At 61.1% G+C, this 21,807-nt stretch carries 14 protein-coding genes and 3 rRNA genes; 2 read left to right on the top strand and 15 right to left on the bottom strand.

The window, feature by feature from the left end:
* Nucleotides 1-270: 270 nt before the first annotated feature.
* Nucleotides 271-870, top strand: a complete 600-nt coding sequence (locus BE0216_RS08435; RefSeq protein WP_094637575.1) for a TetR/AcrR family transcriptional regulator — start codon at nucleotides 271-273, stop codon at nucleotides 868-870.
* A gap of 114 nt (nucleotides 871-984) precedes the next feature.
* Here the strand turns inward: BE0216_RS08435 and BE0216_RS08430 are convergent, their stop codons facing one another.
* The 7 genes from BE0216_RS08430 to BE0216_RS12000 all read right to left on the bottom strand — a co-directional run bounded on the left by BE0216_RS08430 (nucleotide 985) and on the right by BE0216_RS12000 (nucleotide 6,830).
* Complete coding sequence (locus tag BE0216_RS08430; RefSeq protein ID WP_094637574.1) at nucleotides 985-2,049, bottom strand: diacylglycerol/lipid kinase family protein; 1,065 nt, start codon at nucleotides 2,047-2,049, stop codon at nucleotides 985-987.
* 54 nt (nucleotides 2,050-2,103) lie between these two features.
* Entirely contained in the window at nucleotides 2,104-2,490 is a 387-nt protein-coding gene (locus BE0216_RS08425; protein WP_226805752.1) for an Rv3654c family TadE-like protein, read from the bottom strand.
* 77 nt (nucleotides 2,491-2,567) lie between these two features.
* Complete coding sequence (locus BE0216_RS08420; protein WP_094637648.1) at nucleotides 2,568-2,924, bottom strand: TadE family type IV pilus minor pilin; 357 nt, start codon at nucleotides 2,922-2,924, stop codon at nucleotides 2,568-2,570.
* 74 nt (nucleotides 2,925-2,998) lie between these two features.
* Nucleotides 2,999-3,286, bottom strand: coding sequence for a DUF4244 domain-containing protein (locus BE0216_RS08415; RefSeq protein WP_094637573.1), 288 nt, complete (start codon nucleotides 3,284-3,286; stop codon nucleotides 2,999-3,001).
* Between the two features lie 213 nt (nucleotides 3,287-3,499).
* A complete protein-coding gene (locus BE0216_RS12005; protein ID WP_226805751.1) occupies nucleotides 3,500-4,462 on the bottom strand; it encodes a hypothetical protein in 963 nt (320 codons plus the stop codon).
* 287 nt (nucleotides 4,463-4,749) lie between these two features.
* On the bottom strand, nucleotides 4,750-5,751 hold the full coding sequence (locus tag BE0216_RS08405; protein ID WP_094637572.1) for a CpaF family protein: 1,002 nt from the start codon (nucleotides 5,749-5,751) through the stop codon (nucleotides 4,750-4,752).
* The gene (locus tag BE0216_RS12000; RefSeq protein ID WP_226805750.1) at nucleotides 5,748-6,830 is read right to left on the bottom strand and encodes a cobyric acid synthase; all 1,083 of its coding nucleotides are present in this window, start codon (nucleotides 6,828-6,830) and stop codon (nucleotides 5,748-5,750) included. The genes BE0216_RS08405 and BE0216_RS12000 overlap by 4 nt, the downstream gene beginning before the upstream one ends.
* Nucleotides 6,831-7,016: 186 nt before the next feature.
* On the opposite strand from BE0216_RS12000, the gene BE0216_RS08395 reads away from it, so the two are divergent.
* Nucleotides 7,017-10,772 (top strand): S8 family peptidase, encoded by a 3,756-nt coding sequence (locus BE0216_RS08395; RefSeq protein ID WP_143249334.1) that lies wholly within the window; start codon nucleotides 7,017-7,019, stop codon nucleotides 10,770-10,772.
* Between the two features lie 138 nt (nucleotides 10,773-10,910).
* Here BE0216_RS08395 and BE0216_RS08390 read toward each other — a convergent pair whose 3' ends face one another.
* The 8 genes from BE0216_RS08390 to BE0216_RS08355 form a co-directional block, all read right to left on the bottom strand.
* The gene (locus BE0216_RS08390) at nucleotides 10,911-11,162 is read right to left on the bottom strand and encodes a hypothetical protein (RefSeq protein WP_094637570.1); all 252 of its coding nucleotides are present in this window, start codon (nucleotides 11,160-11,162) and stop codon (nucleotides 10,911-10,913) included.
* A gap of 102 nt (nucleotides 11,163-11,264) precedes the next feature.
* Nucleotides 11,265-11,381 (bottom strand): 5S ribosomal RNA (rrf, locus tag BE0216_RS08385).
* Nucleotides 11,382-11,546: 165 nt separating this feature from the next.
* Nucleotides 11,547-14,611, bottom strand: a 23S ribosomal RNA gene (locus BE0216_RS08380).
* Between the two features lie 463 nt (nucleotides 14,612-15,074).
* Nucleotides 15,075-16,601: ribosomal RNA gene (locus tag BE0216_RS08375) — 16S ribosomal RNA — on the bottom strand.
* Together the 16S, 23S and 5S rRNA genes form the textbook arrangement of a ribosomal RNA operon.
* 668 nt (nucleotides 16,602-17,269) lie before the next feature.
* Entirely contained in the window at nucleotides 17,270-18,406 is a 1,137-nt protein-coding gene (locus tag BE0216_RS08370) for a glycoside hydrolase family 172 protein (RefSeq protein WP_094637676.1), read from the bottom strand.
* Nucleotides 18,407-18,504: 98 nt separating this feature from the next.
* Entirely contained in the window at nucleotides 18,505-19,371 is an 867-nt protein-coding gene (locus BE0216_RS08365; RefSeq protein WP_094637677.1) for a carbohydrate ABC transporter permease, read from the bottom strand.
* A gap of 19 nt (nucleotides 19,372-19,390) precedes the next feature.
* Entirely contained in the window at nucleotides 19,391-20,329 is a 939-nt protein-coding gene (locus BE0216_RS08360; RefSeq protein WP_094637678.1) for a carbohydrate ABC transporter permease, read from the bottom strand.
* 100 nt (nucleotides 20,330-20,429) lie between these two features.
* Nucleotides 20,430-21,734 (bottom strand): ABC transporter substrate-binding protein, encoded by a 1,305-nt coding sequence (locus BE0216_RS08355; RefSeq protein WP_094637679.1) that lies wholly within the window; start codon nucleotides 21,732-21,734, stop codon nucleotides 20,430-20,432.
* Between the last annotated feature and the right edge of the window lie 73 nt (nucleotides 21,735-21,807).

The following is a 21,807-nucleotide window of genomic DNA, read 5'->3' as shown; positions in this document are numbered from 1 at the left end:
TATCGTGCCGCCACTACCTGCCGTACGTCTACGCCATGAGGTCGCGTGGGACAGCCGTTCCGTCGATTCGGTGCCTTCCCACGTATTTCGGGCCCGTGCCATAAGACCGCGCGCGACATGCCGGCATAGGGCGCATGCCATATGATTGACGAGACGTCAATGCACGTGGGCAGGACGCTTGGCGTGGCGGCGTCATGTTGGTGACACCCGTTACCATACTGTCAACATACTTCAGAATATTTCCAACCGTCCGAGCCAAGGGAGACCGTCATGGCAGCGAGCACCGAGGAGCGTCGTTCCCCACGCGGCGACAGCAAGCGGCAGGCCATCATCAGCGCCGCGCGCGGCATCTGCCTGGAGAAGGGCTTCTCCAAAGTCACCGTCTCCGACATCGCCGGCCGCGTGGGCATGACCCGTTCGCTTTTCTACCACTACTTCGAAGACAAGGACGCCGTGGCCGACGCGGTGCTCGACGATGTGATCGACGAGATTCTGGAACGCCTCGACCAGTGGAACCACAACCGCGAGCCCGGCAATGTGAGCAAGGCCCTCGATGATATGATCCGTCTGCTCCGTGCGCTGATCGCCGACGAAAGCCCGTTCTCCCGCCGCATGGTGGCGGATGGCAACGCCGAGCTGTACATCAAATTCATCGACCGTTCGGCGGACCGCATCGCGTATTACATCGGAGACACCACCGTACGTGATTTCGAAGCCAAGCACGGCCTGCCGATCAACCATGTGCACGAGACGTTCTTCACGCTGATCGTCGGCCTGATCTCGCTGATCCGTTCGCATCCCGACATCGGCGACGATACGCTGCGAACCGTGATCGCACAGACCCTGCACATCGAAACGTACATCAGGTAACGCGCCGAGCCACGTCGTCGACCGGCCTGCGCATCATCACTCCGACGTACCGCAACTCCGACGTATCACAACCCGGTATGCCGCAATCTGGTATGCCGTCGCATCGGCACGCCGTCAGGCGAAACGACCGCTCATCGGATCGCGCCCATCGCGCAGGATCATGTCCAGCACATCGGCGTTGGTCTGCGACTCCTCGTTGGCCTTCACGGCGGGCGGCACCAGCACGCGCAGCGCGCGATCCCGCACCGTGACCCTGACGGGCAGGCGGCCGACGTACTCGCCGTCGGCCATCAGCACCGGCGGTTCGTCGCCTTCGTCAGCACGTGTGATCTCCACATCGCGCACCCGCTCCCAGCCGAATACCCTCGACGACAGCAGACGCCCGTTGTAGGCGTTGGAGATGGCGACCGCGCACTCCTTGAGATTGGGGACGTGGTCCATCCACACCAGGTCGAACATGCCGTCCGAGAATCGGGAATACGGCGAGACCTCGATGCCGCCGCCGATATGCCGCGAGTTGGCGACCGTCAGCAGGGGCGTGACGATGTCCCGCTCGTCCACCGACCCATCGGCCAGCGTGGCCTTGATGTGGTATCCGTACCGCTTCATGCGTGTGAGCTCCACCAATACCGCGACGAAATACCGCACCGAGCCGTTGGGCAGACGCGAATGGTTCGCACGATCGTTGATGCTCGCATCCAGTCCGCACGACAGCATGCCCGCGTAGAAGCGGTCGACGGACTCATCCGCCAGGCCGGACACATGCCCCATATCCACGTCGATGGTACAGCCGCGTACGATCGCGCCGACGATGCCCTCGACGGCGGTTTCGATGCGGTTGACAGGCAGCTTGAGGCCTCTTGCGAAGTCGTTGCCCGACCCCATGGCCACGATGCCCAACGGCTTGCCGCTGTTGCCGACCGCATTGGCGCCCAAGGCGATCATGCCATCGCCTCCGACCACCACCAGCGAATCGTATTCGTCGGCGCGCCCGCGCGCGTTCGCCAAGGAATCGTCGAAACTATCGCCCGTCAGTTCGATGCAGGTGAAGCCATGTTCGGTTCCGGCCTGGGTCAGCAGCTCAAACACCCGCTCGGCCGCCTGCGCGCCGCGCCCTTTGTCGGAGGTGGGATTGCCCACCAAACCGACGACATGACTTCGATTCTGTACTTCGCTCATACCGCAACGATAACCAATACCGGGCACGTTGCGCCAGAGGCGAGATGCTCGTGTTCACAATTCCCGACATTCCACCGGTCCCGCACGCGACGCCCGTTCCACTTGGGGCGCCACCGGCACCATTGTGGCAACGACGACGCTGAGTTCCACATCGTCGCCATCCACAACACACCGGCCGATGTCGCCGTCGTTGACTGCGGCCACATCGGCCGCGAGCGCGCACGGATCGTCCGTCCGCCCCTGACGCCATGCGACCGCCGCCTGGATGGCGGCCAAATCCGCTATGGCACGCGCTTGGGTCTGGCAGACCAGCAGATTGCCGGCCGCCGCCGCAACCGCCAACATCAGTCCGGCCACCATGATGAGCATGACGCCCGCCATGGTGCCGGACCCCTCGTCGGCGGCGAGTATGGATCCGTTCGGAGAGGAGACCTGTTTCACGGACGCGGAACGCCGTGTTGGGAAACATCGCGTCGGGAAACATCGTGTCAGAAAACGCCGCATCGGCTTCGCCGCGTTCATGGCACGATTCCCGTTGCCGCTCCGGTGACGCGCGCGGGCAGCAGATTCATCGGTCCGGGCAATACCGGGCATGTGACGGTCACATCCACGTATCGCTCGCGATAGACGATATCGACCGTGACATCGGATCGCGCCATCCGGCCGGCGATCCGCTTCGCCTGCGATTCGGTCCCGCCGACCACCAGTTCTCGAGCGGCCGCGGCGGCGGCATCCCGGCAATCCATCGAAACGACGACCGCCTGGGTCAACGAGAGCAGCAACGCCGCGACCACCACCACGCACGGCAACACCACCGCGAATTCGGCCGTGGCCGCTCCGCGATCGTATGACGACGACCACATCCGCCATCGCATGGCACGGTACGGGCGGAAGGCGGGCGGCAGCCGCGCCTTGCCGACCGGTCGGCTTGATGTCGCACGCATCGCCATCACCCGACATTCAACGCTTTTTTGACGATGCCGGTAAGCAGCGTCTTGATCGCATCGGATTTGAGGATGGTGACCAGCAATGCCGCGAATCCCGTGGCGGCGACCAACACCACGGCGTATTCGGCTGTGGCCGCGCCCTCCTCCGGTTCGGCGGTCAACGTCCGCAGACGCGCATCCATCAGACAGAGCCGTTCGCGAGCCTGCGCGTTCAATGCGAGCATCCGCTCCTTGGCCCGTATATAGAAACCCGCATGCCCATCGACGTTGATGGGGACGATCGTGTTCATGATGTTCCTTTCTCCGCAGCGACCGACGCGAGCGCCGGCCGTCTCCAATATTGCGCCGCACCTGGTAGGGAGCGGTATGCCCACTATGCGATACCGGACCCCGCCCGCGCATCTCGTGCAGGGGTATGTGGTTCCAGCCTCGTTGTTATCCACAGGTCGGCGTGTTATCCACCGCTTTTACGGCACCTGACTACAACGACGTCGTGAAAGGCGTCATACGGCGAAGGAGATGATGGACGGCACGATGCCCACGAACACGAACGCCGGCAGAAAACACAGTCCCGAAGGCATCAGCAACCGCACCGACAACCGCGAGGCGGCCTGTTCGATGGCCGCACGCTCCTCGGCATCCAAACGGTCGACGACGGCCTCCAAACGCGCCGAAGACATATCGCCACGCGTCCATGACGGTTCCAAAGCCGTGCAGATCAGATCGAACGCCTCACCGGCCGATCGGTCCGCGCGCTGCACCACCCAGGCGTCATGCCATGAGGCGCCGCGCAATAACGCCTCGCCGGCCCGAACCATCCCCAAGCCGATCCCGCCACCGCATATCCGTCCCACCACGGCGAGCGCGCGAGGGATCGAAGAGCCCTGCCTCAACGCCACATCCAGCATCGCGATGATCAACGTCAGCCACGGCACCACACCGCCGTCGGCGGATATCCCGCCCACATCGCGGTTGAGCATCCCGATATTCGCCATCATGCCGCGCAGCAGCGCCCGATTCCACAACAATCCGATGGCATAGCAGCATCCACCCAACGCCAGGCAACCAAGCCCGCGATCCGTTCCCAGCAGGAACGACAACGGGCGCAATCCCATCAATTCCCCAAGCGCCACCGTTCCCACCGGCAGAACGCTCAACAGAACGGAGGTGGCTTGAGGAACGGCGAAAGCCTGCCGTCTGCGGGTCTCGGCCAAACGCACACGCCGATAGGCCGCCGCAACCGTCTGCAGACATCGGGCCGCCGCACAGCCAAGCTCCTCGCTGAGCCGGCATGCCGCGACGATGCCTATGGCGACGTATCTCGCCGTCTCCCCGCTCTCCTCCGGCGAGCGCCACGCCTCCACGATCGGCGACAAGCGAGCGACCGTCACACGCATGCCGCCCAGCCCGAACGCCTGCGCCACCGTGCCGCCGGAACGCACGTGGGCGATCGCCGCCGCGATCATCCCCGACAATCCTTGCGAACCCAAACGCGGTCTCGTCCACTCCGGCGACCGCGCATCCGCCCGACTTCCACCGCTCCGGATGCGCCGCATACCGTCTCGCGCAGACTTTCCATCAAGCCATAAACGTTCCCCGCCTCCGCAATCCCCGTCGCTTCCATCGTCCCCGGCATGTCCGGGAACGTCCAGCGTCCCATGACGCCGCATCGCCTCCAAGCGTTCCCCCACCAGCTCCGCTCGTACGGGCCAGAGCAGCACCGCCGCCATCGCAGCCAGCACGGCGACCACCATCATGTCCACATCTCGCAAAATCTTTGCCAGCCGGGCCCCTCCACCGGATCGCCGACTCCACTCCAACCAACCAGCGGCACACCGACCAATCCCAATCCCTCCGTGATGCGCAGCACACCGATCTGCGCGATATGCCGCCGGCCGCCCGCACGTTCCAAATGCAACACCGCATCGAACGCGTCCCCGGCCAGCATCGCCATCGCGCGCGGCTCCACACCGGCCAACAGCCCGAGCGTGATCAGCCGCGACGGGACCCGCCCCACCGAATCGGCATGCAATGTGGTCATGCCGCCGCGATGCCCGGAGTTGAACGCACGCAAAAGATCCACGATCTCCTCGCCACGCGCCTCACCCAACACCACCCGGTCGGGACGCATACGCAATGTCGCTTTCACCAATTCCGACAGTCCGATGGCGCCGGCACCCTCCACATTGGCCTCACGGCTCACCAATGAGACATGGTCACCGTGCCCCAACGCGCCCAATTCCCGTACTTCCTCCACAGTGACGATGCGCTCGCAGTCCCCGCATCGCGCCAGCAGCGCTTTCAGCAACGTGGTTTTGCCCACGCCGGTGCCACCGGTGATCATCACGGTGGCCCGCTTGCGCACCAAACCAGTCAATACCGGCGACCATGCATGAGGAAACAACGCGTCTCGCTCCAACCGCTCCAAGCTCGGGCTCCCTTGTCGTGGAAATCGTATGGTGACGGCCGCTCCCTGCGGCACCAGCGGCGCGATCACCGCATGCACGCGAACGCCTTCCACGCTGGAGGCGTCCGCGATGGGGCAGGCGTCGTCCAACCGCCTTCCCAGCTGAGCGCATAATCGCACAGCGTATTCGCGCACCACGGGAGGTGATCGGAACGGTACGCGCGGCAGGTATTCACGCATGCCCTCACCGGTGTCCACCCATACGCGGCCGTCGCAGGTGACCGCCGCGTCGGTGACTCGCGGATCGTCGGCCAGGTCCCGCAGCGGGCCGAAATCCAGCAGACTCATCGCGCCATCACCTCATTTCCGCCGTTCGTCATTCTTACGGGACGCTGTTCGCGCATGTTCCGCCGGCGTGCGCCATAATCGTCCGCATCGCTCCTGAACGAGTTCCTTCTCTGGAGGGCGGTTCCTCCCGTGTCTTGTCCGATGTTTTGTCCGATGTCTTGTCCAAAGGCCAGCAGATCCTCGATCCGATCGGCCAGCCGATTCAAGGTGCCGCGCGCGTTTCGCGGAATCCTGCGGATGCCCAGGCCGTCAAGCATCTCGCCGCAGAGTTTGGGCGTATGGGTGATGCCGCCGACGAACGGACGCGACAGATAATCCTCCGCCTCGTCCAGGCCCACGGCTTTGCCTGATTTCGGCAATCCGCGCGGTGTGATGCCGACCAGTTCGGGCCGCGGACTCTCCTGCGCCGCCAACCGCGCAAGATGGACCTTCGCCCGAGCCAGTCCCAGCACGGATAATTCCACCGCCATCACCTGCGCCGCCATGGCAAGCTCCGGCACGCTGGCGAGCAGATCTCCCCGCCCCACATCTACGATGACGAGATGGTTCACGTCGGCGAGCGCCCGTATGGCCGCCTGCGCCTCCCACCAGTCAGGCTGCTTGGCCTCCCAAGGATTGCAGGCGAGAACGCGCACGCCTTCCCATCGGGGAAGTTCATGGTTCAACGCGTCGGATTCCAACCGCCCCAACGGCGCGTCGATCTGGTTGAAGCGTGTGCCCGGTTCGCCTTCGATGCCGAGCAGCACGTCAAGGCCTCCCACGGCGAGGTCGGCGTCGACCAGCGCGCAGTCGAGATCGCGTTCCTGCAAGGTCCAGGCGAGCATGGCCGCCATCGTGCTCAATCCGATGCCGGCATGCGCGGCCGACAGTGTGACCACATTGTCCAAGGCGGTCACGGTGTCGGCCACGGGAACCAGTATTCCCGAATCACCGTCCAGCGCGACCCCGCCGTAGGAGGATTTCGGCGGCCCGATTGCGCGTTCGGCACCTCGCGCGGGCTGCCGTTCGCATAAGGCAAGTTGGCGCGGTGGCGTGTAATAGCGCTGTCGGGCCGATGGAATGCAAGGTTGTGTGTTCATGGCCTGATTGAACCGTACGCGACCGTGCGCAGGCAACCTGAACCGGCTCCTGTGGTTCCAGCCTTGCGGTTATCCACCAGCCGGCGTGTTATCCACCGCTTTTATACGCCATGACTACATCGCTCACCTCGATTCGACGATATCGTCGCATATGACAAGTTTTGGGCATACACTTAAGGAGGTCGCGTGACGGGTACCCCCTCCCCCGATGCCGAATCTGCAATGACGCATAAAGGCTATCCCTCACCGAACACCACACTCATGCTGAGAAGAAGGGACGCACTGGTGAACAACCATCACATTGGAAGACGTTTGGGCGCGTTGATCGCCTGCATCGCGTTGACCGGATCACTGACGCCGATGGCTTTGGCCAATCCCACAGACGGGAACAGCGACGATCCAATCTCCCCGTATCTCGAAACCGAAGGCACCACCACAGCGTTCATCGAAACCGACGCGCCCACCGGACTCGAGCAATACGACCGTATGCAGGCACGAGGCCGATCCCAAGAGGCCGCAACGGCGGCCGCCAATGAGACCGCCGAACAATCCGAGCAGCTCTCCGACACGGTGCTCGACCGTCTTAAGGAACTCGACCCCGACGCACAGGTGATCTACACCGCCAGCTACACGCTTTCGGGCTTCGCCGTCCACGCCGACGCCCAAGCTTTGGCCGAGCTCGCCGAGGAAAACGATCAGATCGTTTCCGTCGCGCCCGTGGCCACGTACGTGCCGTTGACCACGGATACCGACACCGTCACCTCCATGGAGGGCAACGCCACGCCCGCCAACGTCAACAGCGACGCCCTTATCGGAGCGATCGACACATGGACGCAGACCCATAACACCGGCGAGGGGGTGAACATCGCCATAATCGACACCGGTTTCGATTACACGCATGCCGACTTCGGCGGCAGCGGCGATATCGACGACTACCAGACCGCTTTGGCCCGCACCGACGATCCGCTGGAGAACGAGATCCTGCACGCCATGCTGGATGATACCAAGTATCTGGGCGGCTACGACTTCGCCGGAACAGACTATGTGGGTGATGGCACGGATCTCCCCACTCCCGACGCGAACCCTATCGAAGGGGCAAGCGCGGGCCACGGCACCCATGTGGCCGGCACCGCCGCAGGCTATGGCGTCACCGCCGATGGAGAGACCTACCGTGGCGACTATGAGACGCTCAGTGAGGACGATGTGCGCGCTATGCGCATTGCGCCTGGCTCCGCACCGGAGGCGGGCATCTACGCGCTGAAGGTTTTCGGAGACACCGCAGAGGGCACCCAACTCGTCGCCCCCGCATTGGACTGGGTGGGAGAGCAGATCGCCAACGGCAAACGCATCGATATCGTGTCCATGTCGCTCGGCGAGTCGGCCACCCCTCCGGATACCGCTGATATCAAGGCGGTGGATACACTCACCGAGCACGGCGTGCTGTCGGTGATCGCAGCCGGCAACGACGGCGACATCGTCGACATAACCGGCGATCCATCCGGGGCCAACAGCGCGCTCACCGTGGCGGCGAGCCAATCAGGAGGCGCGCTGATGGACGGTGCTCTCGTACACGCTCCGGATGACCTCGACGGAGAGCTCCTCGCTGGGGCATATTCGTTGAATCTGGAACAGGACTTCGACGTCACCGGCGAAGTCGTCGCGATTTCGCAAGACAATGTCGGAGGTTGTTCCGCCTATTCCGAAGAGGACAGACTGGCCGTGGCAGGCAAAATCGCCTGGACGAGTTGGGATGATGCCAGCATACCGTGCCCCACGGCGACCGTCGCCAACAACGCGGCCGAGGCCGGTGCCATAGCCGTGATGGTCTCGTCACGCGAAGATCTTCCAACCGTCGGCATCGGCGGCAACGACAGCATCCCCATGTTCGAAGTGAACGCCACCAGCCATGAGATGATCCAGTCCGCGCTGGATGAGAGCACGCTTGAAGTGACGTTGTCGTCGGATTTGAAAATGAGCGTTCTGGCGGATTATTCCGATTCGCTCTCCGACATCATCGCCAGTTTCACCAGCCGCGGCTTCCATGGTTCCGTGGATGGCATCGTCAAGCCCGATGTCGCCGCGCCCGGCGTGGGCATCATCTCCGCCTCCTCCGCGACAGGCAGCGAGGCCACGGTGAAGAGCGGCACGTCCATGGCCACTCCGCTGGTCTCCGGTGTCGCGGCATTGGTCATCCAAGCGCACGAAGGCGAGGAAGGTTGGACGCCTCAGCGGGTGAAGGCCACGATTATGAACACCGCGGATCATGACGTCACCACGGAGGACCGTTCCACCGTGTACGGGCCGCTTCGTGTGGGCACCGGCCGTATCGATGCGCTGCGCGCGGTGGCGAGCGAGGCGACGGTGTTCGCTTCGGCCGACGAGGCGGCGGTGGCGGGAGGATTCGGTGTCGTGCAGGTCTTGCAGGACGGCGATCAGCGAACCATGCGGTTCACCGTCTCGAACACCGCGGACACCTCAGTCACCTACGATATGGAGTATCTGCCGCGAGTGGAGACGCCCGGCGTGAGTTACAGGCTCAGTGCAAACAGCGTCACGGTCCCTGCGAACGGCACCGCCACATTCGACGTCACGCTCACCGCCGTGCGCTCCGCGATGCGCCACACCATCGATCCGACGCAGGACCCGGTCGATTCGCTCACCGGATTCGCCAGCAACTATGTCACCGACGCCAGCGGCATCGTCCGTCTGGTCCCGCAGTCGACCGCCGATTCGTCAGGCGATGACGTGTTCTTCCCGCTTCGTGTGGCTGTGGTGGCCGCGCCGCGTCCGGTGTCCGAAACCAACACGAGCATCACGGTGGATTCCGCGACCGCAGGCACACTGTCCGTCACCGGACGTGGTCTCAACCAAGGTGAAGGCAACGAAGCCTACATTTCGCAGATCATCCCCATGCAGCTGGTGGCTGAGGATCCTCAAGGAGACCATTACACAAATGATATTTCCGCACAGACGCTTGCGTCCGGTGACATTCGCGCAGTGGGTGTCGTGTCCACCGCCGCCCAATTGGAGGACCCCTCACAGGGATATCTGATTGTGGGTGTGGTGACGGATCGGGCCTGGAGCCGGCTCGGTCCGACGATATATCCAATCATTTACTTGGATTTGAACAGCGACGGCGAGGTGGATTATTCCGTTACCGTCACTTATGGCCAGTCCGTGGATGACATGTTCGAATATTCGACATGCTCCATGGTCACGCTGTCTCGCTATACCGATGCCGGTGCTGAAATCGTGGATGTCCAGCCTTTGCCGGACAACATGGCGCTTGATTCCAATACCATGGCCATTCCCATCAGTCTGAGCGATTTGGGCTACACTTCCGAGAGCGAAGACGCGACGATGGTCATGTCTCTGGGAACGTTTTCGGACCAAGCTTTGCGTACCGAAACAATCGAAGGAGAAGCATTCACTGTTCGCTACATCGATATGGTTGATGACGTGCAATTTGACGCGTTCGACACCGGCGTATGGTTCGGAGACGACGGACAGACCGGTGGCGGCATGTGGCAATGGGCCGACGCCGAAGGCACGCAGGTGCCGGTGCATTTCGCTACTGATAGCTCCGATGCTTCGGCTCAAAGCGATGAGGCGTCAGACAATGCCAAGCTGCTGATTCTGCACACGAACGGTGTGATTCCGACCAGTATGGAGGACGAGCCAATCCTCGATATCCATACCGTCACCGCCGCGGATCCCGATCCCGAGCCGACACCCGACCCCGAGCCGACACCAAATCCCGATTCCGATCCCAGTCCGAGCGGGCCTGACGGTAGCCAATCTCCAACGGCTGACGGCAGCCAATCCAAGCCGCTGTCGGTCACGGGTGCCGCGGTTGGAGCAGTGGTGATTGTGGCCGTGCTGCTGGTGGCCGCGGGCATTGTGATTCTGGTGATTCGCAAGCACACCCCATCGTCGCGCTAGTCCAACTGGAATCGCTGGTCTAACTGGAATACGAAAAGCCCTCCGTGCGAGGAATCCCCTGATCAACAGGGGGTTCCTCTCGCGGAGGGCTTTTCGTGTCTTTATGCCGTGTTTTATGCGCTGCCGATATGGCAAGGCTTATCGCCGCCTGGGTTTGTACCCTTTCTTACGGCTATGCGGTTTGATCTGTTGGTTAAGCGGCACATGAGCGTATGACGCGCGGGGATCGCGATGCGTCAGATGCCAGGTTCCGCAGTATTCGCACCGATACACCCACAGTTCCGCGCCACGCTCGACGAAGCTCTGATCGGCTGCTCGCAAGGCCTGCGCCTTGTCGTGGTACATGATCTTGTTGGTTTCGGGGCAACGTTTGGGTGTGAAGTAATGCATAACGATTACCTATCGTAATCGATAGGAATGGTATTGGTTGGCTTTGGTTATGGGAAGACCTCCGGGGAGCGGTGCTCGACTCGGAGGTCTTCTTCTCGTGTGGTGCGGCGGCGTGCTACTCTCCCACACCCTGTCGGGTGCAGTACCATCGCCGTGCTGGGCCTTAGCTTCCGGGTTCGGAATGGGACCGGGCGTCTCACCCAGGCCATGGCCGCCGCAAATCTTCTCTTATACCCTCGCGGGGGAGGTTTCCGTCGGTTGTTTGGGAACCGGCTAGCGGACGCGTTGTTTCGTGTTTGATCGCAGTGTCGGACCGGAATAATGCTCCTTGTCGTCCGGCGGTCTGCCGGATCGTTCTCACGGCTCCCTCCCAAGGGGAGGGATGTGATGTTGCCTTTCGCCCGTTAGTACCGGTCAGCTCCACCCCTCGCGGGGCTTCCACATCCGGCCTATCGACCACGTGTTCTGCATGGGGGCTACAGCGGCTCGAAGGCCGCATGGAATCCTAATCTTGGAGCAGGCTTCCCGCTTAGATGCTTTCAGCGGTTATCCCTTCCGAACGTAGCCAACCGGCCGTGCCGCTGGCGCGACAACCGGCATACCAGAGGTTCGTCCACCCAGGTCCTCTCGTACTATGGGCAGGCCTCCTCAAGATTCCAACGAGCGCAGAGGATAGAGACCAAACTGTCTCACGACGTTCTGAACCCAGCTCGCGTGCCGCTTTAATCGGCGAACAGCCGAACCCTTGGGACCTGCTCCAGCCCCAGGATGCGACGAGCCGACATCGAGGTGCCAAACCATCCCGTCGATATGGACTCTTGGGAATGATCAGCCTGTTATCCCCGGGGTACCTTTTATCCGTTGAGCGATGCCGCGTCCGTGCGCCGGCACCGGATCACTAGTTCCGACTTTCGTCCCTGCTCGACCCGTCAGTCTCGCAGTCAAGCTCCCTTGTGCACTTACACTCGCCACCCGATTGCCAACCGGGCTGAGGGAACCTTTGAGCGCCTCCGTTACTCTTTGGGAGGCAACCGCCCCAGTTAAACTACCCGCCAGGCACTGTCCCTGACCAGGATGACTGGTCGAGGTTAGACATCCAATGCGAACAGAGCGGTATTTCAACGACGGCTCCACCACGGCTGGCGCCGTGGTCTCGTAGCCTCCCGCCTATGCTACACAATCCGCACCGAATGCCAATACCAAGGTATAGTAAAGGTCCCGGGGTCTTTTCGTCCTTCTGCGCTTAACGAGCATCTTTACTCGTACTGCAATTTCGCCGAGCTCCTGGTCGAGACAGTGGGGAAGTCGTTACGCCATTCGTGCAGGTCGGAACTTACCCGACAAGGAATTTCGCTACCTTAGGATGGTTATAGTTACCACCGCCGTTTACCGGGGCTTGAATTCACCGCTTCGCAAAAAGCTGACGGATCCTCTTAACCTTCCGGCACCGGGCAGGCGTCAGTGCATATACAGCGACTTACGTCTTCGCATGCACCTGTGTTTTTGGTAAACAGTCGCTACCCCCTGGTCTGTGCCACCCCCCAACGCTCCACGGGCAAGCCGCTTCACGCGAGGGGGTCTCCCTTATACCGAAGGCACGGGAGCAATTTGCCGAGTTCCTTGACCAGGATTCGCTCGATCGCTTTGGTATTCTCTACCTGACCACCAGTGTCGGTTTGGGGTACGGGCGGCCAACAGCCTAACGCCGAAGCTTTTCTCGGCAGCCAGGATCACCGGATTCGGCCCCTTACGGGCCCCATCATCGCGCCTCGCCCTCATGCCCCCCGGATTTGCCTGGGGGACGGGCTGCACGCTTGACCACGGAAAACCACCTCCGCGGCCGGCTACCTCTCTGCGTCACTCCTGCGCTGACCTACTACAAGGATCGGTCCCAGACGAAACGGGCATCCCACCCCCGAAGGGGAAGTAAGCCCGAGACGCAAGGTTAGTACTCCAAGCCTCGGTTTGGGCGGCTGAAAGCCGGTACGGGAATATCGACCCGTTCTTCCATTCGACTACGCCTGTCGGCCTCGCCTTAGGACCCGACTAACCCGGGGACGATGAACGTGGCCCCGGAACCCTTAGTCATCCAGCGGCGGGGATCTTCACCCCGCTTTCGCTACTCATGTCTGCATTCTCACTCCCCTGCAGTCCACGGCGCGTTTGCACGGCCGCTTCGCCCCGCAGGGGACGCTCTCCTACCCAGTGGAATAATCCACTGCCGCGTCTTCGGTGGTGTGCTTGAGCCCCGCTACATTGTCGGCGCGGAACCACTAGACCAGTGATCTGTTACGAACTCTTTTAAGGATGGCTGCTTCTAAGCCAACCTCCTGGCTGTCTATGCGACTCCACATCCTTTCCCACTTAGCACACGCTTAGGGACCTTAGACGACGATCTGGGCTGTTTCCCTTTCGACGACGGAGCTTATCCCCCGCCGACTCACTGCCGGAATACGCATCACGGGTATTCGGAGTTTGGTTGCTATTGGTACCCGATATGGGCCCGCAAGCATCCAGTAGCTCTACCCCCCGGATGTAATCAACCGACGCTGCACCTAAATGCATTTCGGAGAGAACCAGCTATCACGGAATTTGATTGGCCTTTCACCCCTAACCCCAAGTCATCCCCTCAGTTTTCAACCTAAGTGGGTTCGGTCCTCCACGCGGTCTTACCCGCGCCTCAACCTGCTCAGGGCTAGATCATCCCGCTTCGGGTCCAGGGCACGCGACTAACAGACGCCTTATTCAGACTCGCTTTCGCTACGGATCCCCCACGACGGGTTAACCTCGCCACGTACCACTGACTCGCAGACTCATTTTTCGATAGGCACGCCGTCACCCCGAAAGGCTCCGACGGATTGTAGGCGCATGGTTTCAGAGACTGTTTCACTCCCCTCCCGGGGTACTTTTCACCTTTCCCTCACGGTACTCGTTCGCTATCGGTCAGACAGGAATATTTAGGCTTACCCGACGGTCCGGGCAGATTCACACGGGATTCCACGAGGCCCGTGCTACTTGGGAGACGCGGCCGGGAGACCATGCGCGTTCAGGTACGGGGCCATCACCCTCTGCGGCCCGGTATTCAACCCGGTTCCCCTGACACATGGTTTTATCACTCCCGCCGGGCCCGTCGGAGCCCGGAGGCGCGTTCCCGCGACACCGCCCGCGCAACCCCCGACGGGTATCACGCGCGGACGGTTTAGCCTGATCCGCTTTCGCTCGCCACTACTCACGGAATATCCTTTCCTGCAGGTACTGAGATGTTTCACTTCCCTGCGTACCCCCCGCTTGAAAGCGGTGCCAGCCCATGACGGCTGGCGGGTTTCCCCATTCGGAGATCCTCGGATCAAAGCCCAGTCGGCGGCTCCCCGAGGCCTATCGCGGCCCCTGACGTCCTTCATCGGTCCTGTCTGCCAAGGCATCCACCATACGCCCTTGCAAGCAACACCCAACACCCAACAGGACTGTTAGGCGTGCCGCAAGAACACCAGCAAACTCCTAGACAACAAATCATCACACTAAACGATCAACAAAACGATCAAACGAACACCCTCAAACAAAAATTGAGGAGTTCGATCGAAATCAACAGCGAGACGGAACACAACGTGTCCCATACTCGCTCGCGTCCACTATCCAGTTCTCAAACCACCGACGCACACGCCAGACCATCACACGATCCCCCTTTGGGGACGGGACGGACCCGACGGGCGCGGACCCACGCCCACGACATTTCGTCGCGGGTGGCGGTCCGGGAGCCCAAAAGCATGCCCGCACCACAACCCCACGCCCCCGAAAGGACATGGAAGCCAACAATCGTTTCCACACCAGCAAGCCCCCACCCGACGCCACACGCGCCGGAAAGAATGGAGGCGTTCACACCGGCCAGCAGACACTGGCCTGAATTCTCCGTAGAAAGGAGGTGATCCAGCCGCACCTTCCGGTACGGCTACCTTGTTACGACTTAGTCCCAATCACGAGTCTCACCTTAGACGGCTCCCTCCCAAAAAGGGTTGGGCCACCGGCTTCGGGTGCTACCCACTTTCATGACTTGACGGGCGGTGTGTACAAGGCCCGGGAACGCATTCACCGCGACGTTGCTGATTCGCGATTACTAGCGACTCCGCCTTCACGCAGTCGAGTTGCAGACTGCGATCCGAACTGAGACCGGTTTTCAGGGATCCGCTCCATGTCGCCATGTCGCATCCCGTTGTGCCGGCCATTGTAGCATGCGTGAAGCCCTGGACGTAAGGGGCATGATGATCTGACGTCATCCCCACCTTCCTCCGAGTTAACCCCGGCGGTCCCTGATGAGTTCCCGGCACGACCCGCTGGCAACATCAGGCGAGGGTTGCGCTCGTTGCGGGACTTAACCCAACATCTCACGACACGAGCTGACGACGACCATGCACCACCTGTGAACCCGCCCCGAAGGGAAACCCCATCTCTGGGGCGGTCGGGAACATGTCAAGCCCAGGTAAGGTTCTTCGCGTTGCATCGAATTAATCCGCATGCTCCGCCGCTTGTGCGGGCCCCCGTCAATTTCTTTGAGTTTTAGCCTTGCGGCCGTACTCCCCAGGCGGGATGCTTAACGCGTTAGCTCCGACACGGAACCCGTGGAACGGGCCCCACATCCAGCATCCACCGTTTACGGCGTGGACTACCAGGGTATCTAATCCTGTTCGCTCCCCACGCTTTCGCTCCTCAGCGTCAGTAACGGCCCAGAGACCTGCCTTCGCCATTGGTGTTCTTCCCGATATCTACACATTCCACCGTTACACCGGGAATTCCAGTCTCCCCTACCGCACTCCAGCCTGCCCGTACCCGGCGCAGATCCACCGTTAAGCGATGGACTTTCACACCGGACGCGACAAACCGCCTACGAGCTCTTTACGCCCAATAATTCCGGATAACGCTTGCACCCTACGTATTACCGCGGCTGCTGGCACGTAGTTAGCCGGTGCTTATTCGAAAGGTACACTCACTTGCGCTTGCTCCCCAACAAAAGCGGTTTACAACCCGAAGGCCTCCATCCCGCACGCGGCGTCGCTGCATCAGGCTTGCGCCCATTGTGCAATATTCCCCACTGCTGCCTCCCGTAGGAGTCTGGGCCGTATCTCAGTCCCAATGTGGCCGGTCGCCCTCTCAGGCCGGCTACCCGTCGAAGCCATGGTGGGCCGTTACCCCGCCATCAAGCTGATAGGACGCGACCCCATCCCATGCCGCGAAAGCTTTCCCACAATCACATGCGATCATGTGGAACATCCGGCATTACCACCCGTTTCCAGGAGCTATTCCGGTGCATGGGGCAGGTCGGTCACGCATTACTCACCCGTTCGCCACTCTCACCCCGGCAGCAAGCTGCCAGGGATCCCGTTCGACTTGCATGTGTTAAGCACGCCGCCAGCGTTCATCCTGAGCCAGAATCGAACCCTCCACAAAAAACTTCATGGAAAGACATCGAAAGATGACTCTCAAAACTATTTTCCGAAAAAAGAAAATGACGAGAAAATCCTATAAGGAAGGATTACTCTCACAAAAACCTCACCACCCATTAACCGCTCCCGCGGACCCGAAAAACGGGCGGGCAATGAACTGGCAATCATTGACTATAAAGAAGTAGTACAAACACGCTCTTGAGTTCTCAAACCACCACCACACACACCCCGGCAACCACTCCCCAGGAGGGAACCGCGCCGCTGTGAGGCAGCGAAGAGATAACTTACACGAACCCACGCCACCGCGCAAATCGACCCTCAAAAAATACCATCAAACCCACTGAAAACACTGGCCTCCCTCGGCGTGTCGAAAACAGCGAAAACGGACGCTTTCCCGGCGCGAAACATCGCCAGAAGCCATCAACAAGCCCTAAAATCCTTCGAATATCATGCTCACCCGGGCGTGTCGCCATCCAAACAGCCCATCACCAGCAGATGTCTCGCCTTAGTCGGAGCTCACAACGGGCGAATACCCCCGGCGAATAGCCACGGCGAATCCTCCTGCATATATGAAAACCTCCGCCATGGTGACAGACAGTCGGCGATAAGCGGACAGGCGTCATATGGCGGAGGTTATTCGCAGACCATTCGGAAGCTGCTCGGAGCGGAGCGTTACCTCGGCTGGCGGAAGTGACGGTCCCCGATCGGCTCGAACGGCGTGTGGGGTTCGCTCTGGTACCAGTACGCAACCGTGGCGACGTCATCCTGACGTTCGAAGTTGCCGTTCTCCTCGGTGCCGATCTGCTGCCATTCGACCCGCAGGTTCTTCTCAAAATAGATCGGATCGGGAATATGCCAGCGGTACAGGCCTCGGGTCACCGGAGTCGCGATATCCCAATAATCGCTTTCGCGGCGGCTCAGCGTCTGCGAGTAGAACGGGAAGCCGATGTACGGGCCGGTGAAGGTCTGCTCATGCATGCGCCCCTGATCATCGAACTGCGCGAAGCTCCACGCGCCACCGAAGTAATCCTCGGCGCCGGTGCTGCACCAGGTGGGGTACTGGTCATCGTCGTCGATGTACATTTTGAATTCGCCCTCGCCCCACCAGCGGCTTTCCAGCGCGGTCAGCGCGAGATACGTGCCCACATACGCGCCGCGGCCGTTGACGTTGTCGAGCACCGTGTAGTCGCGGGCCAGTTCGGTCACGCGTTCACGACGCCACTGCGCGTGGAAGCGCATGGCGTCCGCCGGCAGCGCGTCGTATTCGGTGTAGTCGATCTGGTAGAAGAACGCGGGAACGTCTTCGTTGTGGTCGTTGCGCAGCACGATGCGCGCGTGCTCGAAGGGCATGCTCCAGAAGCAGTTGAATCCGCGGTTGGGATTCACCATAACCGGAATGGAGTTGACGCGGCAGGACTGGGCGTGACCGCAGCAGAAGAAATCGCCGATCGGGCACTGCACCGACGGCTGGCTTTCGCCGTCCCAGTAGAACTCGAGAATCAGATTGCGCAGCACGTTGGGCCCGCGCGGCGAGGTCTTGTCCGTAACGGTCATCCAAATATGGCGGATCACGCCGGGTCCGGAAACATCCATCAGCGTCACCGATTCGCCCGCCCGAACGGTTTGGATGCACGGACTGCCCTTACGCGACGGTCCCAGCGCGCTGGCGGCGGTCGCGGCGGTGCCTTTGCCTCCGGTCGGGTTCTCGGCGTTGACGCAGCGGCTGCGCCCGGCGGATGCGAGGGAAAGCGAATCGAGAGCGCCATGCCCAAACCCTTGGAACGGCGTTTCACACACGGTATTGGTCATCTGTATTCCTTGTGGTTGAGTAGCGGTGGCGGAACGACGTTGTCTTTTTCCGCCACCTTTAATGGTAGAGAGAGGATGAGCTAACACGCCAAAGGCGTCTACTTCACCGCTCCGGCGGTAATGCCCTGGGACAGTTTGCGCTGGAAGATGATGAAGAAGATGATCGTCGGCACGATGCTGAGCAGCGACGCGGACGCCAATGTGGTCGCGTCCATGGTGTGCTGTCCCTGCAAGGTGGCCAGGGCGAGCGGGATGGTCTGCACGTCATCGCTCATCAGGAACGCCATGGGAATCATGTATTCGTTCCACGTCCACACAAAGAAGAACACGAACAGCACGCTGATGGTCGGCCAGGAGATGGGCAGCACCACCTTGCGCAGGATCTGCCAGCGGGACGCGCCATCGATGGCGGCCGCCTCCAGAATGGCCTGCGGGAAGGTGCCGTACACCGACGACAGCAGGTAGGTGCCGTAGGCGCTTTGGATGATGGTGAAGATGACGATGATCGACATCTGGGAGTTGTAGAGGCCCACTTCCTTGAACATGGTGTACAGCGGGTACAGCAACGCTTCCTGCGGCATCATATTCGCCAGCATGATGGCGAGGATGATCCACGTGTTGCCCTTCACCCGCCCGATGCCCAGCGCGAAGGAGTTGAGCACCGAAAGGGTCACCGCGGCCAGCGATACCACCAGGGAGATGACGAAACTGTTGAGGAACTTCACCGGAAAATCAACGGTGGTCCAGAACGAGATGATGCCGTCCAACGTGAAGTGCGCCGGCAACGACAACGGGCCCGTCGCATTGTAGTCCGCCGCGGTTTTGAACGCGTTGATAGTCAGGATCAGCAGAGGAAAGAGCATCACCAGCGCGGCGACGATCAGGAGGATCAGCGACACCCAGTCGCCGCCGGAACGAATGGATTGCGTGTGCTTCGCGGAAACGCCGCGTGAGGATTGAGACATGGTGATCGTCCCCTATCTTTCAGACCATATTTTTCTCGACGCGACGCTGCACGATAGTGAACACCACGGCGAACACGATAATGACCACGGTGAGCGCGGTGGAAATGGTGGCGCCATAGCCGACCTGCTGCACCTGGAAGAACTGGTTGTATGAGTAGTACGACGGCACGGTGGTGCTGGTGCCGGGCCCGCCCTTGGTAAGCAGGTAGACCGGAGCGAAGGTTTTCAGCGCGCCGATGGTGGCGGTGAGAATCACCACCAGCAGTTCGGGGATGATGGACGGCAATGTGACCACACGGAACTTCTGCCACCAATTCGCGCCGTCAAGACTTGCCGCCTCGTACAGTTCGGGATCCACGCGCTGCAGTCCGGACATGAAGATCACAATCGGATAGCCGAGCTGAATCCACACAAGAATCAGCATGAGGATGGGAAGCGCGCTATCGGGGCTGCCCAGCCAATTGTGCTGCAGCGAACCGAGTCCGATCTTTTCCAGCAGCGCGTTCACCGCGCCGTCCTCCGGGCGGAAGATCCATCCCATGATGATGGCCGCGACGGCCACGGGCAGCAGCTGGGGCAGGTAGAACAGCGCGCGCAGAAGGGATGAGACCTTGCCGCCGAATTTCTTCTGGATCACATCGGTGAGCAGCGAGGAGATGAACAGGCCAAGAATCGTCGGGATAACCACAATGGCCACGATGATCCAGAACGAGTTGAGGAAGGACTGCCAGAAGGTGGCGTCGGAGAACAGTTTCTTCCAGTTCGACAGGCCGATGAATTTCGTCGGGCCCACGCCGCGCCAGCGGGTGAAGCTCAGGTAGATGTTCCAAACGAACGGAATGATGACGATGATGGCCAGGCCGATGATGCCCGGAAGCAGGTAGGGGATGAATTTGTAGGACTTGTTGCCGGGCAGCCTTGACAGCGATGACTTCCGGGCTTTGTTTTTCTGTGCCATTGCAGCTTCCTTGATGTGGTGGATGTTGGTGGGGTGCGGCCGGCTCGGCCGGGTTGCCGCGGGGCGGAGCCGGCCGCATCCTCTTCACGGGCGATGGGCGTCAGTCCGCGAAGCCCATCTCTTCGACGCCGGAGTCGTACTTTTCGTGAATGGACTGCAGGGTCTCGTCGGCGCTCATGGTGCCGTTGACCAGCTCCTGCAGGGAGGCCGGGATGGCGTCGGTGAGGCTGGAGGCGGCGTAATCCGGGTAGTAGCTCAGCTTGTCGTTATTGGCGAACGAGCTGTACTCCTCGATCATGGCTTTGCTCTTCTCGTCGGTGATCTCGTCAAGGTTGGCCGCCACGGGGATGCCGCCGGCATTGCCGAGATAGTTCTGCACCTCTTCGGAGAGCACGTAGTCGATGAACTTGGCGGCGAGGTCATGGTGCTTGGAGCGTTCGGGGATCACCAGCAGGTTGCCGGCGCAGCCTTCCGCGAACACGGATTCCGGAAGCACCGCGGCCGTCCATTCGAAGTCGGTGATCTGCTTCACGAAACGGCCCTGGTTCCAGGTGCCCGTCTGATAGATCGGATATTCGCCCTTGATGAAGGCCTGTGTGGTGTCCTCCGCCTTCATGCCCGTGGCGTTGGTGGAGATGAAGCCCTTCTCAACCCAGTCGGCGATCGTGTCGGTGGCGTAGGTCAGCGCACCGGAATCCCAGTCCACATCGCCCTTGTACATATGCCAGTCCTCCATGAAGGCGTCGTCGGCCTTCTGGGAGACAAGCTGCCACCACAGCCACAGCACGCCGTACTCCTGGGCATCGGCCGCGATGGGCGTCACACCCGCATCGACGAACTTCTGGCAGGCCTCCTCGAACTCGTCGAATGTGGTCGGAATCTCGATGCCGTACTCGGCGAACATGTCCTCGTTGTAGTAGACGCGCTGGAATTCCGCATAGCTGGTCATGCCGTACCAGGTGTCGCCGCCCATGATGCCGTTTTCGTCGTACTTGGCCACGGTGGCGTCCGCGCCGGTGACCTTTTCGTCCCAACCGTACTGTTCGACGTATTCGCCCAGATCGGTGAGCAGACCCATGGTCGAGAGCACACCGGCGGATCCGTTGCCACGGTTGGATTCCGCGATGTCCGGAGCGTCGTCGGAGTTCAGGTACTGGCTGCTGTTCTGCATCATCTGGGTGCTCGATTTGCGCTCGAAGTTGATGGAGACGCCGGTCTCCTCCTCGAAGAGTTCGGCGGCTTTCTTCCAAGCCTGGGTCTGGCCGGAGTCGTCCTCTTCGTAGTACCAGAAGGAGAGGCTTTCCGGGGTTTCCTCATCCTGCGCGGTGTCGCTGCCGCATGCGGCGAGCGAGCCCAGAGCCAAGGTCGTCACCGCGAGAGCGGCGATTCCACGTCGAATGTTCATGTGTTTTTCCTTTCGTTTTGCCTTGGGAACAAGGCTTTCAACTTCTTTGTCGAATCGTTTCGAATGCCATTGA

Origin of the sequence: Bifidobacterium eulemuris (assembly GCF_014898155.1) — a bacterium.
Lineage (GTDB): Bacteria > Actinomycetota > Actinomycetes > Actinomycetales > Bifidobacteriaceae > Bifidobacterium > Bifidobacterium eulemuris.
This window is presented reverse-complemented; position numbering and strand designations above follow the sequence as displayed.